The 17,234-nt window shown below is 49.6% G+C and carries 26 protein-coding genes; all 26 read left to right on the top strand.

The features are described from left to right. The first annotated feature begins 12 nt into the window (after window positions 1–12). Window positions 13–2,433, top strand: coding sequence for a virulence-associated E family protein (locus tag DSZ37_RS03060; RefSeq protein ID WP_109725503.1), 2,421 nt, complete (start codon window positions 13–15; stop codon window positions 2,431–2,433). A 255-nt stretch (window positions 2,434–2,688) separates the two neighbouring features. Further along, complete coding sequence (locus DSZ37_RS03055) at window positions 2,689–2,904, top strand: hypothetical protein (RefSeq protein WP_109725502.1); 216 nt, start codon at window positions 2,689–2,691, stop codon at window positions 2,902–2,904. Continuing rightward, window positions 2,904–3,194, top strand: a complete 291-nt coding sequence (locus tag DSZ37_RS03050; protein ID WP_109725501.1) for a VRR-NUC domain-containing protein — start codon at window positions 2,904–2,906, stop codon at window positions 3,192–3,194. Before DSZ37_RS03055 ends, DSZ37_RS03050 begins: the two co-directional genes overlap by 1 nt. Continuing rightward, complete coding sequence (locus DSZ37_RS03045) at window positions 3,175–4,545, top strand: SNF2-related protein (RefSeq protein ID WP_109725500.1); 1,371 nt, start codon at window positions 3,175–3,177, stop codon at window positions 4,543–4,545. Before DSZ37_RS03050 ends, DSZ37_RS03045 begins: the two co-directional genes overlap by 20 nt. Continuing rightward, complete coding sequence (locus DSZ37_RS03040; protein WP_109725499.1) at window positions 4,542–4,889, top strand: hypothetical protein; 348 nt, start codon at window positions 4,542–4,544, stop codon at window positions 4,887–4,889. Before DSZ37_RS03045 ends, DSZ37_RS03040 begins: the two co-directional genes overlap by 4 nt. Continuing rightward, complete coding sequence (locus DSZ37_RS17570) at window positions 4,889–5,065, top strand: hypothetical protein (protein ID WP_181380215.1); 177 nt, start codon at window positions 4,889–4,891, stop codon at window positions 5,063–5,065. Before DSZ37_RS03040 ends, DSZ37_RS17570 begins: the two co-directional genes overlap by 1 nt. A 146-nt stretch (window positions 5,066–5,211) precedes the next feature. Beyond that, a complete protein-coding gene (locus DSZ37_RS17565) occupies window positions 5,212–5,358 on the top strand; it encodes a hypothetical protein (RefSeq protein ID WP_181380214.1) in 147 nt (48 codons plus the stop codon). After that, window positions 5,348–5,599, top strand: a complete 252-nt coding sequence (locus tag DSZ37_RS03035; RefSeq protein WP_109725498.1) for a hypothetical protein — start codon at window positions 5,348–5,350, stop codon at window positions 5,597–5,599. Before DSZ37_RS17565 ends, DSZ37_RS03035 begins: the two co-directional genes overlap by 11 nt. Further along, a complete protein-coding gene (locus DSZ37_RS03030) occupies window positions 5,587–6,132 on the top strand; it encodes a hypothetical protein (RefSeq protein WP_109725497.1) in 546 nt (181 codons plus the stop codon). The genes DSZ37_RS03035 and DSZ37_RS03030 overlap by 13 nt, the downstream gene beginning before the upstream one ends. Before the next feature lie 363 nt (window positions 6,133–6,495). Continuing rightward, entirely contained in the window at window positions 6,496–7,017 is a 522-nt protein-coding gene (locus DSZ37_RS03025) for a terminase small subunit (protein WP_109725496.1), read from the top strand. Further along, the gene (locus tag DSZ37_RS03020; protein WP_109725495.1) at window positions 7,014–8,264 is read left to right on the top strand and encodes a PBSX family phage terminase large subunit; all 1,251 of its coding nucleotides are present in this window, start codon (window positions 7,014–7,016) and stop codon (window positions 8,262–8,264) included. The genes DSZ37_RS03025 and DSZ37_RS03020 overlap by 4 nt, the downstream gene beginning before the upstream one ends. Next, on the top strand, window positions 8,254–9,633 hold the full coding sequence (locus DSZ37_RS03015) for a hypothetical protein (RefSeq protein WP_146198146.1): 1,380 nt from the start codon (window positions 8,254–8,256) through the stop codon (window positions 9,631–9,633). The genes DSZ37_RS03020 and DSZ37_RS03015 overlap by 11 nt, the downstream gene beginning before the upstream one ends. Then, complete coding sequence (locus DSZ37_RS03010) at window positions 9,611–11,287, top strand: phage minor capsid protein (protein ID WP_109725493.1); 1,677 nt, start codon at window positions 9,611–9,613, stop codon at window positions 11,285–11,287. Before DSZ37_RS03015 ends, DSZ37_RS03010 begins: the two co-directional genes overlap by 23 nt. Next, window positions 11,274–11,495, top strand: a complete 222-nt coding sequence (locus tag DSZ37_RS03005; protein ID WP_109725492.1) for a hypothetical protein — start codon at window positions 11,274–11,276, stop codon at window positions 11,493–11,495. The genes DSZ37_RS03010 and DSZ37_RS03005 overlap by 14 nt, the downstream gene beginning before the upstream one ends. 48 nt (window positions 11,496–11,543) lie before the next feature. After that, window positions 11,544–11,756: a hypothetical protein gene (locus DSZ37_RS03000; protein ID WP_109725491.1), complete on the top strand. Its 213-nt coding sequence runs from the start codon at window positions 11,544–11,546 to the stop codon at window positions 11,754–11,756. A gap of 42 nt (window positions 11,757–11,798) precedes the next feature. Beyond that, window positions 11,799–11,978, top strand: a complete 180-nt coding sequence (locus tag DSZ37_RS02995; protein WP_109725490.1) for a hypothetical protein — start codon at window positions 11,799–11,801, stop codon at window positions 11,976–11,978. A 67-nt stretch (window positions 11,979–12,045) separates the two neighbouring features. Next, window positions 12,046–12,294 (top strand): crAss001_48 related protein, encoded by a 249-nt coding sequence (locus DSZ37_RS02990; protein WP_109725489.1) that lies wholly within the window; start codon window positions 12,046–12,048, stop codon window positions 12,292–12,294. 78 nt (window positions 12,295–12,372) lie between these two features. Next, window positions 12,373–12,909 (top strand): phage scaffolding protein, encoded by a 537-nt coding sequence (locus DSZ37_RS02985; protein WP_109725488.1) that lies wholly within the window; start codon window positions 12,373–12,375, stop codon window positions 12,907–12,909. 15 nt (window positions 12,910–12,924) lie between these two features. Beyond that, on the top strand, window positions 12,925–14,028 hold the full coding sequence (locus DSZ37_RS02980; RefSeq protein WP_109725487.1) for a hypothetical protein: 1,104 nt from the start codon (window positions 12,925–12,927) through the stop codon (window positions 14,026–14,028). A gap of 11 nt (window positions 14,029–14,039) precedes the next feature. Continuing rightward, on the top strand, window positions 14,040–14,465 hold the full coding sequence (locus tag DSZ37_RS02975) for a hypothetical protein (RefSeq protein ID WP_109725486.1): 426 nt from the start codon (window positions 14,040–14,042) through the stop codon (window positions 14,463–14,465). Next, window positions 14,465–14,794 (top strand): hypothetical protein, encoded by a 330-nt coding sequence (locus DSZ37_RS02970; protein WP_109725485.1) that lies wholly within the window; start codon window positions 14,465–14,467, stop codon window positions 14,792–14,794. Before DSZ37_RS02975 ends, DSZ37_RS02970 begins: the two co-directional genes overlap by 1 nt. Continuing rightward, the gene (locus DSZ37_RS02965) at window positions 14,791–15,147 is read left to right on the top strand and encodes a minor capsid protein (RefSeq protein WP_109725484.1); all 357 of its coding nucleotides are present in this window, start codon (window positions 14,791–14,793) and stop codon (window positions 15,145–15,147) included. The genes DSZ37_RS02970 and DSZ37_RS02965 overlap by 4 nt, the downstream gene beginning before the upstream one ends. Continuing rightward, on the top strand, window positions 15,144–15,566 hold the full coding sequence (locus DSZ37_RS02960) for a hypothetical protein (RefSeq protein ID WP_109725483.1): 423 nt from the start codon (window positions 15,144–15,146) through the stop codon (window positions 15,564–15,566). Before DSZ37_RS02965 ends, DSZ37_RS02960 begins: the two co-directional genes overlap by 4 nt. A 4-nt stretch (window positions 15,567–15,570) precedes the next feature. Then, window positions 15,571–16,065, top strand: a complete 495-nt coding sequence (locus tag DSZ37_RS02955; protein WP_109725482.1) for a hypothetical protein — start codon at window positions 15,571–15,573, stop codon at window positions 16,063–16,065. Window positions 16,066–16,179: 114 nt separating this feature from the next. Then, window positions 16,180–16,557: a DUF6673 family protein gene (locus tag DSZ37_RS02950; protein ID WP_109725481.1), complete on the top strand. Its 378-nt coding sequence runs from the start codon at window positions 16,180–16,182 to the stop codon at window positions 16,555–16,557. After that, the gene (locus DSZ37_RS02945; protein WP_109725480.1) at window positions 16,554–17,150 is read left to right on the top strand and encodes a Gp15 family bacteriophage protein; all 597 of its coding nucleotides are present in this window, start codon (window positions 16,554–16,556) and stop codon (window positions 17,148–17,150) included. Before DSZ37_RS02950 ends, DSZ37_RS02945 begins: the two co-directional genes overlap by 4 nt. Window positions 17,151–17,234 lie beyond the last annotated feature (84 nt).

Here is a 17,234-nt window from a genome sequence, read left to right as displayed (position 1 = left end):
GGAGGCAGAAAAATGCAATACGATAGAAAAATAGTAATAACAACGGGCGTGAGCCGTAAGGCGTCAACGTGGAAGGCACAGGCGCTTTTATGGTCCGAGCTGGTAACAAAGCTCGCGTCGCCCGTTAGAGGCACGGAAACGCTAAAACATTACCTGCAGCTCCCGAAGGCAAAGCAGGACGAGCTTAAGGACGTCGGCGGCTTTGTGGGCGGTACATTCAACGGTGAGAAAAGAAAAGCGGACAAAGTGACAGGCCGCGATCTGATTACACTTGATATGGACAGTATACCCGCGGAACAGACTAACACTGTTCTGCAGAGGATCTCATCGCTAAACTGTGGATACTGTGTGTACTCTACGCGAAAGCATGAGCCCGCACGTCCGAGGCTCAGAGGCGTTTTCCCTCTTGACAGGAGCTGCACCCCAGATGAGTATGAGCCGATCGCAAGGAAGCTCGCTGAGCTGATAGGCATTGATCTCTGCGATCCGACCACCTTCCAGGCTTCACGCCTGATGTACTGGCCGTCAGCTTCGTCCGATAGCCAGTATGTATACGCATGGGAGGATAAGCCGTTTCTGTCAGTTGATGGTATGTTGGCACTCTATGGAGACTGGCATGATATAGCACAGTGGCCTGATGTGCCTAACGCGCCTCAGCTGCGTAAGAAGCTCGCAGCGAAGCAGGGAGATCCTACTGAGAAAGCGGGTATCGTCGGAGCGTTCTGCCGCATCTATGACATATATGCAGCTATGGACAAGTTCCTTCCCGGGGTCTATACAGAAACCGCTCAGAGCGACCGATACACCTATGCAGGCGGCTCTACCACAGGCGGTGCGGTTATTTACGACGACGGCAAGTTCTTATACAGTAATCACGCTACGGATCCCGCAGGTGGAAAACTCTGCAATGCGTTCGACCTCGTAAGGCTTCATAAGTTTTCCGACACGGATGCGGAGGCGAAGGAAGGCACTCCAACAGTTAAGCTGCCGAGCTACGCTGCTATGTGCGAGCTCGCGGCATCCGACAACGCAGTAACAACCCTTCTGACAAAGGAGCGCAGGGGCAAGGCAGCAGCTGAGTTCTCTATGCCCCTGCCTGAGACCGCAGCTCAGACTGCGGCCGACACTAATGTCGATGACAACTGGGAGTCAAAGCTCGTAGTTACATCAACGGGCTTGCTGCAGAAGACTATTGATAACGTACTCATTATACTTGAAAATGATCCACTTCTGAAGAATAAGTTTGCGTTCGATGATTTTTCTAACCGCGTGCTTATCAAGGACGCCGTACCGTGGGATCTCAGACAGAAGCAGCGTGACTGGTCAGACAACGACGATGCCGGCATAAGACACTATCTCGAAAGAGCTTACGGTATAACAGGTATCAACAAAATAACAGATGCCTGCACTCTCTGCTTCCGCAGACATAGCTTCAATGCTGTGCAGGACTGGCTCAGATCTCTCCCACCGTGGGACAGCATACCAAGGCTCGATACCATTTTTATTGATTACCTGGGCGCCGCGGATACTCCGTACACCAGGGCTGTAGCAAGGAAGTCCTTTACTGCTGCCGTGGCCAGAGCTATGATCCCCGGCGTAAAGTATGACACCATGCCTATCCTATCAGGACCTCAGGGCATAGGTAAATCGACACTGCTCAAGATAATGGCGGGCAACTGGTTCAACGACAGCCTCGACAGCTTCGACGGTAAGGAAGCCTGCGAGATGATACAGGGCAGCTGGATCATAGAGCTCGGTGAGCTCAACGGCCTCAGTAAGTCCGAGAGCGGCCAGGTCAAGCAGTTCTTAAGCAAGGCAGATGATATTTATAGAGAACCATACGGCAGGCGCACAGGACGTTATCCGAGGCGCTGTGTGTTCTTCGGCACCTCTAATGAGAAAGAGTACCTCAAGGACAGCACCGGCGGTCGTCGCTTCTGGCCGATAGATTGCATGGCCAAAGCTCCTACGAAATCTGTGTTCACAGAGCTTGAGCTCGAAGCACCTCAGATCTGGGCGGAAGCCTATGTCAGATGGCAGGTCGGGGAAAAGCTTTACCTTGAGGGCGCAGCTGCGGCCGCTGCCTTAGTGGAGCAGGAGTCCCACAGAGAAGCAAATGCAAAGGAAGGTATCGTCCGCGAATTCATTGAAAGGAAGATACCGGCAGACTGGAGTAAACGCAGTATATCAGAACGTAAAGTATACTGGTCAAATGAGTTTGGCCGCAAAGATGACAAAAACCTTATCGAGCGTACAAGAGTATGCGCGCTTGAAATATGGGTTGAGTGCTTCGGCGGCGACGTAAAGTACATGAAGAAATCAGACGCCCGTGAGCTAAACGACATACTATCAAGAATGGAAGGCTGGAAGAGAGCTGAGAAGACACAATGGTTTAGTGGCTATGGGGCTCAGAGAGGTTACGAAAAGGCCTAACATTCTACTCTAACATTCTCAAAAAAGCCGCGGAGAATGTTAGGTTTTTACTAAAAATGCTAACATTCGGAATGTTAGGAATGTTAGGTTTTTGTTAGGGCGCAAAGTTAAGAATATCGAGTTAAACGGCATAATCTAACATTCTAACATTCTTATATATATAAGTATTAAAAGATAGAGTATATAGGGGTATAGTAACCCTATAAACCCTATAATACGATATACTGTATTACGCGTTATAAGGAGGCTAAAAAAATGGAGAAAATGAGCTGCACAAAGTGGTTGTGCGATTTTCTCGAAAAGACAGGAAGATTGCAACCAAGAAGGACGATAAGAGCTGAAGCCTTAAAAGCAGGCTTCGGACAAAACGAGTTAAAGGCTGCGAGAAAAAACCTCGGCATCATACTGGAGCCAAAATTTATGGTAAACGAGGCAACAGGAGAACTTGAAGATTACTGGAGGGCGCCATAATGGAAAGCGAAAAAGTCACTGAGGCTTACCTCAGGGATGAAATAAAGAAGCTGGGGGGAAAGGCGTATAAGTTTGTCTCGCCCGGCGAGACAGGAGTGCCGGACAGGCTTTGCATTCTCCCAGGAGGGAAAGTATTCTTTGTAGAGACGAAATCCGAAGGAAAGAAAAGCACGCCGAAGCAGCGGCAGCAGCAGAAACGAATGAGAGACCTTGGCTGCCGTGTCTACTCTGACGTGGACACAAAAGCAAAGGTCAGGGAGGTGATAAGAGATGCAATTCACGCCACATAACTATCAGACCTACTGCATCAACAGGATCATCACAGATCCTGCGGTGGGGCTGCTGCTGGATATGGGCTTGGGCAAGACTGTAATAACACTAACGGCCATTAACGACCTGAAGTATAATCGCTTCATGATAAACCGGGCTTTAGTCATCGCGCCTAAGAAGGTCGCAGAAGCAACATGGAGCAGCGAAGCTCAGAAGTGGGATCACCTCAAGCACCTGAGGATCTCAAAGGTTCTCGGTACAGCTGCGCAGAGGATCAGAGCTGTGAACACGCCTGCGGACATCTATGTTATCAACCGTGAGAATGTGCAATGGCTTGTAGATCACTACAGAAATGACTGGAAGTTCGACATGGTTGTCGCCGATGAGCTGAGCAGTTTCAAGAACCCGCAGGCTAAAAGGTTCAAGTGTCTCACCTGGGTAAGACCTCACATCAGCAAGTTTGTCGGGCTCACCGGCACGCCTGCTCCTAACGGCCTTATGGATCTCTGGGCGCAGATCTATCTGCTTGACAGCGGAGAACGTCTCGGCAAGAGTATCACGGCATACCGCAGAGCTTACTTCAACGAGAATACCCACGGCGGCAACTTCTCCACCTTCGATGAGCGCCCGGGAGCTGAGCAGCTGATAAAGCAGAAGATCTCAGATATATGCGTGAGCATGAAGGCCGAGGACTATATCGAGCTTCCTGAGAGACAGGACATCATCGTCCCAGTAGAGTTGGATCCGAAGGCGAGGAAGCTGTACGACCAGTTCGAGCATGATATGTTCCTTGAAGTCGACGAGGAGACTCTTGACGCAGGCACTGCAGCAGTCCTGACGAATAAGCTGCTGCAAATGGCAGGCGGAGCTGCGTACCCCCCTGCCGGTACGCCGGTGGAAGTACACAGCTGCAAGACCGAAGCATTCATGGAGCTCATCGAAGCAGCCCAGGGGCAGCCCGTACTGGTATTCTACAACTTCAGACATGAGCTGCAGCGTATATCGCAGCTGCTGCAGAAGGCAAAAGTAAACTTCGGCGAGCTTAAGACGCCCGAGGACATAGACCGTTGGAACCGACGCGAGCTGAGTGTGCTGCTTGCGCACCCTGCATCGGCTGCATACGGACTTAACCTTCAGGCAGGCGGCAGCCACATCATCTGGTTCGGTCTTAACTGGTCCCTGGAGCTTTACCAGCAGGCAAATGCGAGACTGTACAGGCAAGGACAACGGGACAGGGTCATCATACATCACCTTATCGTCAAGGACAGTGCAGACGAGATGGTAATGGCTTCCCTGCAAGACAAGGACGCGACGCAGGAAAGTCTGCTGGCGGCGCTTAAGGCAAGGATCAAGGGAGTGAAGGGAAAATGATTGTAGAAATGATTATGGGCGAGGATAGGAGCCTGACTATGGATACAGACAAGTTCCTCAATAAAGCCCGTATCACAGTTCGTGAGGTAAGGATCCTCGCAAAACTTGCCACTGCGTCAGATCTGATCTACGGCACCAATGCCGTGGAAGTGTGGAAGTCCGCAATCGGTGAGCGCGTCGAGCTATGTGTCTACGGAATGAAGCAGCAGGATGCACTCAGGCACACAGCGCTTGAGCGCGGAGATCAGAAGGCGCATAAAGCCGCTATCGGCAAAATGAAAAAGGTCGACAGTAAACGGCGTAAATACATGGAGTTTATTACGATTTTTGAGGAGGGCAAATAATGAGCGATACTGACGTGCTGCACATGGCGGCAATGGAAAAAGAGAACATGGAGCTGTGGAAGCTCCTACAGGAGACGCGTCCTGTTCTGAGGGCGGCGTTCTTCGCGAACTATAAGGATCAGAACAAGGCAAACGAGCTGTACGACAAGATCGTAAAGAAGGTCGGAAAGGAGTAGAAGATGAATACGGATGATCTTATTAAGGCTCTCAGTCCAATAACATTTTGCCCGCCTACGTTCTTTTATTGCCCTGTATGCGGTAAAATAGTAGCTTGTAAAATGGAAATTATAGCATTTGATATGATACTGCGAGGTGAGTATTGATGATCTTAGTTATAGCATCGGCCGCGGCGGCCCTGGCAATCTACCTTATGGGAATGCACATCGGCAGAAAGCAGGCGGAGCAGCACTTCCTGGAGATGAGAGGCGAAATGGGGCTTACCCGGGAGGACAATGAGGATGTTTATTAAGGGAAGATGGTTTACAGAGCCGGAGATAATTGCTTATGTCAATGAGCTTGAAGCAAGCAGAGCTGAGTCGATAAAGCTTCTTGGAAGTGCAATGAATGACGTGCAGCGCCTCGGGTATGGAGACTGTGTGAGCTGCAGATATGCAGGCCAGTGCAGTGAGGGCGAGTGCAGATATGAATGGCGCCATCAGGCAGAGGCTGAGAAACTTATCGGCAAGGAGGCGAAAGTATGCCGGGGATAATAGTCCCGATAATCATAACATTAGTGTCGGCGGCAGTTATCGTACACTGCGCTGGCAACAAGGGGTACGTCTCAGACGAGGAATGGAGGAAAGATGAGATGACAGATAAACAAAGAGTTACCGCAAAATGGCTGAACAGAGCTTTTGAAGCAAACATAAAACTGAAAGCATTAAGAGCGTACAGGCATTCCATAGCAGGATCCGTAGGGCTTAAAGGCGTAAAATACGGCGGCAGCACCGGCGGCGAAAGTAATGAAAATGCAATGGAGCTCGCACTTGCCGAATACTGCGATGAGCTTGCTGATATAGACAAGGAGATCAATGCGCAGGTACTTAGGGTCCGCGAGCTTGACGAAGAAATAAGGGGTGGTATTAGGAGACTTCATGACAGCAGGCTTGAGTCAATATTGATCTATCGTCACCTCGCCTGTATTGAACCGGGCAAAGCAGCGAAGGCGATCGGGTACTCATCAAGGCACGAAAGACGACTTTACAGTGAGGCACTCGAAAAGATGTCCGCCTATGTCCGCTGATGTCCGCTTTTTCCTATTGACGTCCGCTGTCAAGTATGCTATACTGTATTCGTAGAAGTTTGCAAAAAGGCGATCACTGTACGCATTTTTCATGTCTTGTCTTTCAATGGTTCCGTGATCGCGGGGCCCCTTCTATAGGAAATGGCTTTATGTTTTCCAAATCGTCCCGAATGCTGTTGTCTCCGGCATTCGGGCGCCCCTTCTCTGATACGACGGCAAAGTTAATGTCGTCAGGGTCAACAGCAGGTTCGAGTCCTGCATCAGAGGCCAAGACCTCTTTGGTCGAACAAACCACCGTTCAAAGAACAAAAATACCGTCTCAACTGAGGCGGTATTTTTGTTATACAGAAGGGAGGCGATGAGATGAAACTCACAGAAAAACAGAAGAGGTTCTGCGAGGAGTACCTCGTCGACCTCAACGCAACGCAGGCGGCAGCAAGAGCCGGATACAAAGACCCGAACATAGGCCGCCAGCTTATTACGAAAAATAACGTTTCGCAATATATCGAGAAATTACGCAAAGAGCAGGCAAAACGCACGGGAATATCTGCGGACAAAGTTATTAATGAACTGGCCGCAATAGCGTTCTCAGATCGCACGGAGCTCGCGAAAGTGGACGACTACGGCGTCGTTAGGCTTACTCCCACTGATAGGCTCAGCACCGAAGCAAAAAAGACTATATCGGGTATTAAAGAGGGCAAATACGGTACCGAGGTCAGCTCCTACGATAAGCTCAGAGCACTTGAATTGCTTGGTAAGCATTTCGGGCTGTTCACCGAGCAGATGACAGCTGCAGGTGAGCAGGAGCTTCCTAAGCTATTCAAGGCTCTTGAGGAAGGCGACGACGAAAGCATAGAGCCTGAGCCAGAGGAGAGCAGCGAATGACATTTGAGAAGCTTTCTAAGAAGCAGCGTAAAATATTCAAATGGCCGTATAAGTCAGACAGCTATGCTTTAATCTGCGACGGATCCGTCCGTTCCGGAAAGACTGCTGCGATGACGTGCAGCTTCGTCCACTGGGCGATGAAATGCTTCACCGATATGAATTTCGGCATCTGTGGAAATACTGTACAGGCGGCAGAGAGGAATATTGTCAATACTATTCAGCAAATGACTGACGTTACATATTACTACCACGTTAAGTACAATAGCAGCAAGCACATTCTTGTTGTATCAGGCGGCGGCCATGCTAACTATTTCTACATATTCGGAGGAAAGGACGAGGGCAGCTACAAGCTGATCCAGGGTCTCACTCTCGCAGGCGTATTATTTGATGAAGTAGCTCTGCAACCTGAGAGCTTTGTTGATCAGGCTATCGCAAGAACATTGTCGGTAAGCGATGCAAGAATCTGGTTCAACTGCAATCCCGACGGTCCTGAGCACTGGTTTAATACGCAGTGGATACGTAAGGCTGCTGAAAAGCACGCCGAACGCGTCCACTTTACCATGGAAGATAACCCTATTATGTCGCCAGAGAAGATAGAACGCACGAAGTCTCTTTTCTCCGGCGTTTTTTATGACCGATATGTTCTCGGCAAATGGGCTGTTGCAGAAGGACTCATTTACCCTATGTTTGACCGCAGTAAGCACCTCGGTGCCCTACCAGAAGATGCCGAAGGCGATTACTATATAAGCATCGACTACGGTACGGTCAATCCTACGTCAATGGGCTTGTGGCATCTCGGCTATAACAATCACGCTTACCGTGTCAAAGAGTATTACTACGACGCGCGCAAGGTCGGCGTGTCCAGGACAGACGAGGAGCACTATGCTGAGCTTGAAAAGCTCGCTGGGGATCTCGATATCGTTTATGTCATTGTGGATCCTTCGGCTGCGAGCTTTATTGAGTGCATACGGCGGCATGGTAAGTTTAGAGTGCGCAAGGCAGACAACTCTGTTCTTGATGGCATTCGCGACACTTCGACGCTACTGCAGTTGGGGTACCTGCATTTTTCACCTGACTGCGCCGACACCATAAGAGAGTTTAGTCTCTATTGTTGGGACACTCAGGGAGCGGCAAAAAAGGGACCTGACGCCCCGGTTAAGCAATTCGACCACGCCATGGATGACATGAGATACTTTGTCGAAACAAGCATGAAACGAGCTCTTAGGGAGCTCAGAAGTGAGGGATAATATGATAGACGCTACGCAAATTGCTGCTGCGATAGGCGCTCCCTGCATCATAAGCGCCAAAATGGCGGAGGCAATGACGTCCTGGGAGAACCTTTTCAAAAACACGGCTTCGTGGCAGAAAATTCGTGTGAAACCGCTTAGACTTCCGTCTATAGTCTCCAAGGAGATTAAGCGACTGACACTTAAGGAGTTTGCCTCAGAGGTAAACGACCCTGAGCTGAACGCTGCATGGCAGAGGATGCTGCCGTCTCTGCGGCGAAAGCTTGATTATGGCCTCGCAGTCGGCGGCCTGCTCCTAAAGCCATACTGGACAGGAGCTCCAAAGGTAGATATAGTCCTCCAGAACCAGTACCTTCCGATATCATTCTCAGATGATGTATGCACCTCTGTTGCCTGCCCTGAGACCGTGGTAATCGGCAAGATAAGTTATACACGAGTAGAGGTGCATGAGTATAATGCCGGGGCGCAGCAGCATTCGATTAGAAATTTATGCTTCCGCTCAGATAACCCTGCGTTTCTTGGACGCGAGTGTAAGCTCTCTGAGGTCCCCGCATGGACTGACATCCTCCCGCGCAAGGTGTTCGACGGCGTTACGCAGCCGCTGTTCTCTATCTTCCAGGTGCCGGACGCCAATAACGTGGATCCTGACTCCGCACTTGGTATATCAGTATACGCGGATGCTGTAGACCTCATACGCGATGCAGATGAGCACTGGGAACGTATTCTTTGGGAGCTGGAGTCCTCTGAGCGCGCGATCGACGCCTCTCTTGATTTCTTCCGTATGAGAGACGGCAAGCCTATTCTTCCGCGTGGCCGTGAGCGTATGTTCCATACATACGAGAACACGGGCAATGGCAAAGACCTTTTCAATACATTCTCTCCGGAAATACGCGATACCTCTTACTTTCATGCATTCAATCAGATCCTTCGCCGCATTGAAAATAACTGCGGACTGGCTTATGGCACGTTATCAGAAGTAGAGGACGTCGAGAAGACCGCAGAGGAGATAAAGGCGTCAAAGCAGCGCAGTTATGACCGAGTTCACGATATACAGGAGGGCCTGCGGCCTGCTCTTGGCGGAGCTGCCTATGGGCTGTCATACCTGCGGAACTACTACGAGAACCGCGGCGCGTCTGATGTCGAGGTTACAAGCACATTCGGCGATGGCGTCCTTGAAGATGTCGATAAGGAGTTCGCTCGTAGGATGCAAATGGTATCGGCAGGTATGCTGACAAAGGAGCAGTTCGTCATGTGGTACTTCTCCTGTGATGAGGAGGCTGCCGCGGAGCTCATGCCTAAAGCGGAGGCGCTTTTCGGTAACACCTCGCCAACAATAGGAGGCGGAAATGCTAACCCCCTCGGAGTATGACCACCTTTGCGATCAGCTAATGGTGATCTACAATGACCTTGAGAACTCGATCATAAATGATATGGTGCGGCGCATAATCCGATTGGGCCGCGTAAGCGAAGCTACCGCTTGGCAGGCAAAGCAGCTCCAAGAGTCAGGAATGTTATTTGATGATATACTCGCCGAGATAGCAAAGCGCTCAGACGCAACCGAAAACCAGGTCAGAGCACTTTTCCAGGATGCGGGTATTCAGTCTATACAGAATGACAATTTCTTTTACGAGCAAGCAGGCCTCGGAAGTATTACCAAGCTCTCCCCTGCTGCTGCACAGGTCCTCGAAGCGGGCTATGCAAAGTGCGCAGGCGAGCTGAAGAACCTCACACTTACAACAGCGATAGCGACGCAGCAGCTGTACGTCACGGCCTGTGACAGCGCCTATATGCAAGTGAGCTCAGGGGCTATGGACTACGGCACTGCTATCCGTCGTGCTGTTCAAGCTGCTGCCGACGGCGGTGCTTATGTTTGGTATCCTTCGGGGCATAAGGACAAGCTTGATGTGGCCATACGGCGCTCTGTTCTCACGGGCGTCGGCCAGACAGTGCGGCAACTCTCAGTTACTAATGCCTCTGATATGGGCGCAGATCTTATGGAGATAACAGCTCATGCAGGAGCACGCCCAAAGCACGCAGAGTGGCAGGGCAAACTTGTCAGTCTGTCCGGAAAGAATGCAGGCAGGTATATTGACGGTGCAAAAGTTTACTCGCTTAAGGAGATTGGCTACGGATCCGGCGACGGCTTCGGTGGCTGGAACTGCAGGCATGACTGGTTTCCGTTCTTTGAAGGCATAAGTACAAGGGCCTACTCCGATGAACGGCTTAGTGAGCTCAACGCTAAGAATATCGAGTACGATGGGCAGATGTACACTGAATACGAGATGGACCAGATGCAGCGCGCTCTTGAGCGTGATATAAGAGACAAGAAGCGAAGCGTCTCTGCTGCTAATGCAGGGCTGGCTTCAGCTACGAACGAGGATGTAAAAAAGCAAATGCAGGGTATGTTCGACACTGAGTCTGTAAAGCTAAAGGAAGCAGAAAAGTGCCTCAAGAACTTCCTTGAGGAGACAGGACAGCTTCCCGACGGTACCCGGGTATGGGTGAACGGCTTTGACAAGAGCCTGAGCCAAAAAGCAGTATGGGCAAACAAAAACCTCTTGAAAAAATTAGACAAAAATGATATAATAAATATAGGCAATATACAGCGTAAGTACAATGAATACATACAAAAATATCCCGACAGCGATTTCAATTATTTCATGGTTACATATAAGCTCAAGGAAGCAGGCTTTAAAAAAACTGGTATAGCTTTGCCCGCTAAACCTAAAAACGCCCTCCTTGAGAACGACCCCACGCCTGGTAATATCGAGCCGGGTCATATCTTCAAGCGTATGAAAGAACGCAATATAACAGAGGCCGACTTAAAGTCTTTTATGGATGAGGCCAACGTTATGTTCGTTCAGTGGAATGGTCAGCGTCAGACCTTTAGATCAGAAAAAGGAGCAGTGACGATAACCAGATATGAAGACAAATGGTACTACAAGACAGCATGGTCGAAAGAAAACTTTGACGACGAGGAAAAAACTATTCGAGAGGTGATAAAAAGGTATGTCGAACCCTGATACTAATGCTTTGGTAGCTGCCAGAGTATGCCCGATATTCGGAAAGGCAATAGGCTGTGAGCTTTGTTATGAGACAACGCAGGTTGGCGACGGTATTCTTAAGATTGACTCCGTACCTGAGCTCAACGGCCTTAATATTAATGCCGAAAAGGCTAAGGAACAGTGCAGCCGCTGCGAGTACTCCTCAATGTGGGAAGATGATTTTTAAACCGCCCGTAACAAGGCGGTTTTCTTATAGCCTAAAGGAGGTGGTCCCGTGCCGACTAAGGAAGAAATAGACGATCTGAGAATTGAAAAGCTGCTGTTCGACCTCAACGACTATGATATGCTTGAGACGGTACGCGATCACCTCAGGGATCTCCAGAAGATGAAAAAGTACACGAGTGCAGCTAATCAGATGGCGATCTTTCATATCAATGAAGCTATACGCTATATGGAAGGCCGCCCTCAGAAAGAGCTTCAGAGGTAACGTGCGTATTTGCACAAAAGATGCACGAAAGGTGGTGGTATAGTGGAGCACGCTGACAGAATAGAGATCACCTTCAAAAACGGTGATACGATCTCCTACGGTAAAGGAGAGTGGGACGACTATGGTTACGATGGCAGAGCCATCATGGTAAAGCAGAAGGGCGCCTGGGTCGGCATTTATAACTGGGATGACGTATTCTGCGTAGAACTTAAAGAGAAATAAGCATTTGCTAAGGACATGAATGTCCCTCGCAAGTGCTATTTTTATACCTAAAAAGGTGGTGATAAGAATGGAGCTTAAAGAAACGATAGAGCTCATGCAGTCCGACGACTACAAGGATCGCTTCAAGGCCGAATACTACCAGGTTAAAACGAGACTTGAAAAGCTGGAAGCCATGCTCGACAAATGGGATAAGGGAGAACTGGACTTCACGCCGACTTGTCCGAGAATGATCTATGACGGGCAGGTACAGGCTATGTCAGACTACTGCTCCGCTCTGATAGCACGAGCTGCTATGGAGCATATCGTAATTGAATAATGTTTACAAGCATTTGCAATCAGTTTGAAACTAAGTTGCAAGTGCTATTTTTATACTCTTAAACAAGGAGGGCGAATCATGCTCAATAAGAAATTTCTCGAAGATCTCGGCATAACCGATGAAAAGGCGGTCAAGTCGATAATCGACACCTACAATGCCGACATCAAAACCGAAAAGGACAGCACTGCTGCTATTCAGAAGTCACTCGACGAGGCTAACACCACGATCCAGTCTTTCAAGGATATGGACATCGAGGGCATAAAGAAGTCCGCCGATGACTGGAAGGCAAAGGCAGAAGCTGCCGAACAGGAACGCGCTGCATTTGAGCACCGCACAAAACTCGCGCAGTATGTCAAGGGACTCCATCTGAAGAACGATGTGTACGAGGCGCACGTCACAAAGCTGCTGGAGGATAAGCAGCTGAAGTTCGACGGCGACAAGCTCATCGGTGGAGATGACATTGTCCAGGCATTCCGCGAGAGCCACGCCGACGCTTTCGCTCCTAACCCCCAGGAGAAAGCTGCGGCCCCTACATCAGGCAACACGCCTCAGGCCATGAGTGCTGTTGAAAAAGCGTTTTACGCTAAAAACCCTAATCTTATACCTAAGAACTAAAGGAGGAAAAGAATTATGGCACATGAATTACAGGCACGCTACTCTGATCTTGTTCTTGCAAAGCTCAGAAATGAACTCGTTCTTTCCGACGGCTTTGTCTTCAACAACGACTATGAGGGCGATCCGACTTCGGGCTCTGTAAAGATTCCCGTGCGCGATACTGAGGTAGCTGTATCTGACTATGATAAGGCTAATGGTATCGCTCCCACAAATGGCTCTACGAGCTACACTGACCTTGTTATCAACAAGGACAAGGCCGTCAACGAAGTTATCGACGGCTACGACGCAGACTCTGTCCCCGACAATATCGTAGCTGACAGACTCGACAGCGCGGGCTACAGCCTCGCTTCTCAGATCGACACGGACGGCGGCACTGTACTGCTCGCAGGATCCACAGCCACAAATGTCGCGCAGATCACAAAAACAAATATCTACGAGACCATCGTTGATATTCGCAAGATCATGTCGAAGGCTAAGATCCCCGACGACGGCAAAAGGTATCTGCTTGTTACCCCTGATACTATGGCACTTATCCTTAAGAGCCCTGAGTTCATCAGCGCATCATCTCTCGGAGACGATGTAAAGGTAACTGGCATCGTAGGTAAAATCGCGGGCTTCCTCGTCAAGGAGTGGAACGATGACACAGCAAATCTTGCCATGCTCGCAGGGCACCCAAGATTCGCAACCAGAGCACATGAGTGGCAGGTTCCTATCAAGATCCAGGACCTCTCTGGCTCAGGTAATTACATCGGCGCGTCCGCTGTGCAGGGCCGTAGAGTTTATGGCCACAAGGTTCTCCGCAGCGTTGCTATTCGTGCGGTATATGCCCCCGGCTCCCTTACTGCTTCCCTTGCAAAGGCTACAGGCGAAGGCTCAACCGGCAAGACGGTTGCAACAGTTACAGCAGGCAATACGGGTACAACTTACGCGTATAAGAAGAACCCCTCTGAGAGAGCGTCCTTCGATATGACAAGTTCTGCCTACGCTGGAACTTCACTCACATCAGGCACAACAGCAATCGAGGTTTCTGCAGGTGATGTCATTGAGATCGTAAACCTCAGCTCGGGCAAGGTTAAGGCTGTAACTTACCTTACTGTTACAGCGGATGATATCGCGTAAGAGGTGATACTATGACGATCTTCGCTGATTACGCATACTACTCGGGTACTTACGGCGGAGACCTGATTCCCGAGGAGAAGTACCCTTCTGTCGCGTCCAAAGCAACTGACCGTATCAATGCGGCCACCTTCGGAAGGATAGAGAAAGGCGTCCCTACGGAGCACGAGGAGGTGGTTAAGCGCTGCTGCTGCGAGCTTGCAGAACAAATTTATCCGATCACGCTGGAAGCTGCTTTCACATCCGCAAGCGGAAACAGCAGCAGCGGCATAATCGCTTCCGAAACCAATAGTAAATACAGTGTATCGTACAGGTCCAGTTCAGAAGTTCTGGGCGCTCAGCTCAAGGGCGCCACCGCAGGACTTGACGACGTATGTTCGGCCATAATACTAAGGCATTTAGGCCGCACAGGACTTCTTTTTCGGGGAGTTGATCCATAATGATGACAAACAGAGAAGGATGCACCATTTACGAAAAAATAGTTGATCCACAAACAAGATCAGCAGCGTATGTAAGACATAGAGTTGGAGCACTTTTTGTGGAGGACGAAAGAGGAATAGGCACCGGAGCCGATAGGGCGTCGTCCGATGAAGTCTTCCTGTCAATACCCGCTGCGTCATCGTCGTACCTTCCAAAGAAGGATGACCGTGTAGCATTATATATTACCGACGCGGCAGAGCCGCCAAAGGACGCCCTCACCATAACATACATTGGTGACTTCCGACACGGATCCGCAGCTGTTCAGCACATCGAGGTGACAGCCAGATGATTAATTTTGTTGGCCTTAAGCTCAATGCTAACTTTGATGTAGAGCGCAAAAAATATTTTGCCGAAGCCCAGAAGACTATTGATAGCGAAGTGCTTAGGCTCTCAGACCCCTATGTCCCCTTCAGAACAGGCATGATGAAGAAAAGCGGTATCTCAGGCACTAAAATAGGCTCCGGCGTTATAGAGTATACAGCTCCATACGCTAAAGAGCAGTATTATGTGAATCGCGGCCTCGGTAAAGAGGGTATGAACCGCAAGAAGGGAACAAAAGGGCTCAGGGGTCCATTTTTCTTTGAGCGCATGAAAGCTGACCATAAGGAAGAAATACTGAAAAGGGTGAGCAGAAAAATATGAAACGACCTTTAATTGAATGCCTCAGGGACTATATTCTTGGCTTTCCGGAGCTTAAGGACGGCTGCCTGTGTAATGTTGACTACCTGGGCGATCAGTCCATTGAGTATGATATTGAGGCTGTTCCGTGCGATCCCGTTTATAAGCGCTACATTGACGGAGACTGTTTGAAGCAGTTTCTGTTCTTGTTTGCAAGCAGGGAGGATTACAATGCACAGGTCGCTACCTGCATTGAAAACCTCCATTTTTACGAAAAATTTGAAGACTGGATTGAGGACAATAACTCTAACGGCAACCTTCCCGCTCTTGATGGACGGGTGCCCGTAAGTATCGAAGTCCTTACCCGGGGATACCCATTATCAGCAGAGGCTGATACAGCAAGATACCAGATCCAGCTCCGATTAATTTACGAGGAGGAATAAAATAATGTCAGATGTAAAAATCGTACAGCGCCATAAGATCGTTGCATTCTACGGCGTAACAGAAACGAGTGGCTCCACGACAACTACGACATTCTACAGAATGAAGAAGTTTACGCAGCTCGCCAAGTCTCAGAACCCTATCGAGTATGGCAGGCAGTATGTGGACGAGCCTTTCGGCGTAACTGATGTAATGGGATACAATCCCAGCATCGCATACGCCTTTGACAAGCACAGAAATCTGCCTGTCCAGGAAGACATCATCAAGATCACAAATGATGAGCTGCTTGGTGACGATGCAGTAAGACCTATCATCATAGTGGACACTGAGACTAACGACGCATGGAAGCGCGACTTTGCTGTTATTCCTAATTCAGAGGGCGATAACATCAACGTCTACACTTACAGCGGCAACTTCCGCTGCAAGGGCGAGCTCATCAAGGGCACTGCTGCAACAGCCGACGACTTCCAGACAGTCACATTCACTGAAGCGTCCAATTAGGTAGCCGGAGCTGAGGAAGTCGGCTCCGAAGAACAGAACGAACCCGAGGAGCAGGCTGAGGAAGAACCCGAAGACGAGCCTCAGGGAGAAGAATAATAATGGAGGAATGAGCCTATGAGCCAGAAAAAATGGCAAATCAACGGTAAAGAATTCGAGCTCGATCTTACCGACGCCGATGCAGTTGAACGTTATGAAAACGCTTTTGAGGATATGACTGACGCGGAAAAGCTGATACCGAAAGACGGTAAAGCTTCCGAAAGGATCCGCGCTTGCTGTAGCCTGTTTGAAAAGCTTTTTGACACTATCTTTGGTGAGGGCACGTCAGAGCAGATATTTGAAGGTGTACCGACCAGCATCTCAGCATACGAGGAGATATACCTCAGCTTCCTTGATTTTGCCCAGGCACAATTCGAGGCGGACGCCAAGCAGAGATCTGCTCGCCTCGCCAAGTACACCCCTAACCGAAAGCAGCGTCGCGCAAAGAAGAAATGATTAACGCGTTATATGAGCCATTCCCTGAGAGCGTCGAGGTCGAGGGCAAAGCCTGCCCGATCCTTACCGACTTTAGGGACTGGCTCCGTTTTGCGGACTTGATGCGTGACCAGGACGTCGATAGATATAACAAAGTTTATATGCTGGCGAATTGGTTTGAGGTACGCCCCAAGAAAATAACCGATGAAACTGTGAGCGCTCTCTTTGACTTTTACAGCGCTAAGCAGCTTGAGCCTGATGCCTGCGATGATGACGACGCAGACGCAGATGTCGAAGACTCAATAACAAGACCGCCTGTTCTCGACTGGCGGATAGACTCACGGTACATTCTCGGGGATTTCCGCCGATACTACGGAATTGATCTCATCGGCATTGACTATCTGCATTGGTGGGAATTCCGCTGCCTTTTCGCAGCGCTTCCGGACGACTCTCAGAGTCAAAAACGCATGGCGTACCGCGCCATTGATCTTGGCAGTATCAAGGACGACAAAGAACGCGCACGTATCGCGCGGATCCAACGCAGTATTGCTATTCCTTTTTATGGCTGCGAAGACGATATGATAAGCGCTGCTTTCGGAGGTCTTATATTATGAAGGTACCACACCATATTATGGAGAACCTGAAGCTTCCGCCACTGCAGCGTATGTGGGCGCACTGTCCTCACTGCGGTGCAAAAA

It is taken from the genome of Ruminococcus flavefaciens (assembly GCF_900116855.1).
Lineage (GTDB): Bacteria > Bacillota > Clostridia > Oscillospirales > Ruminococcaceae > Ruminococcus > Ruminococcus flavefaciens_R.
This window is presented reverse-complemented; position numbering and strand designations above follow the sequence as displayed.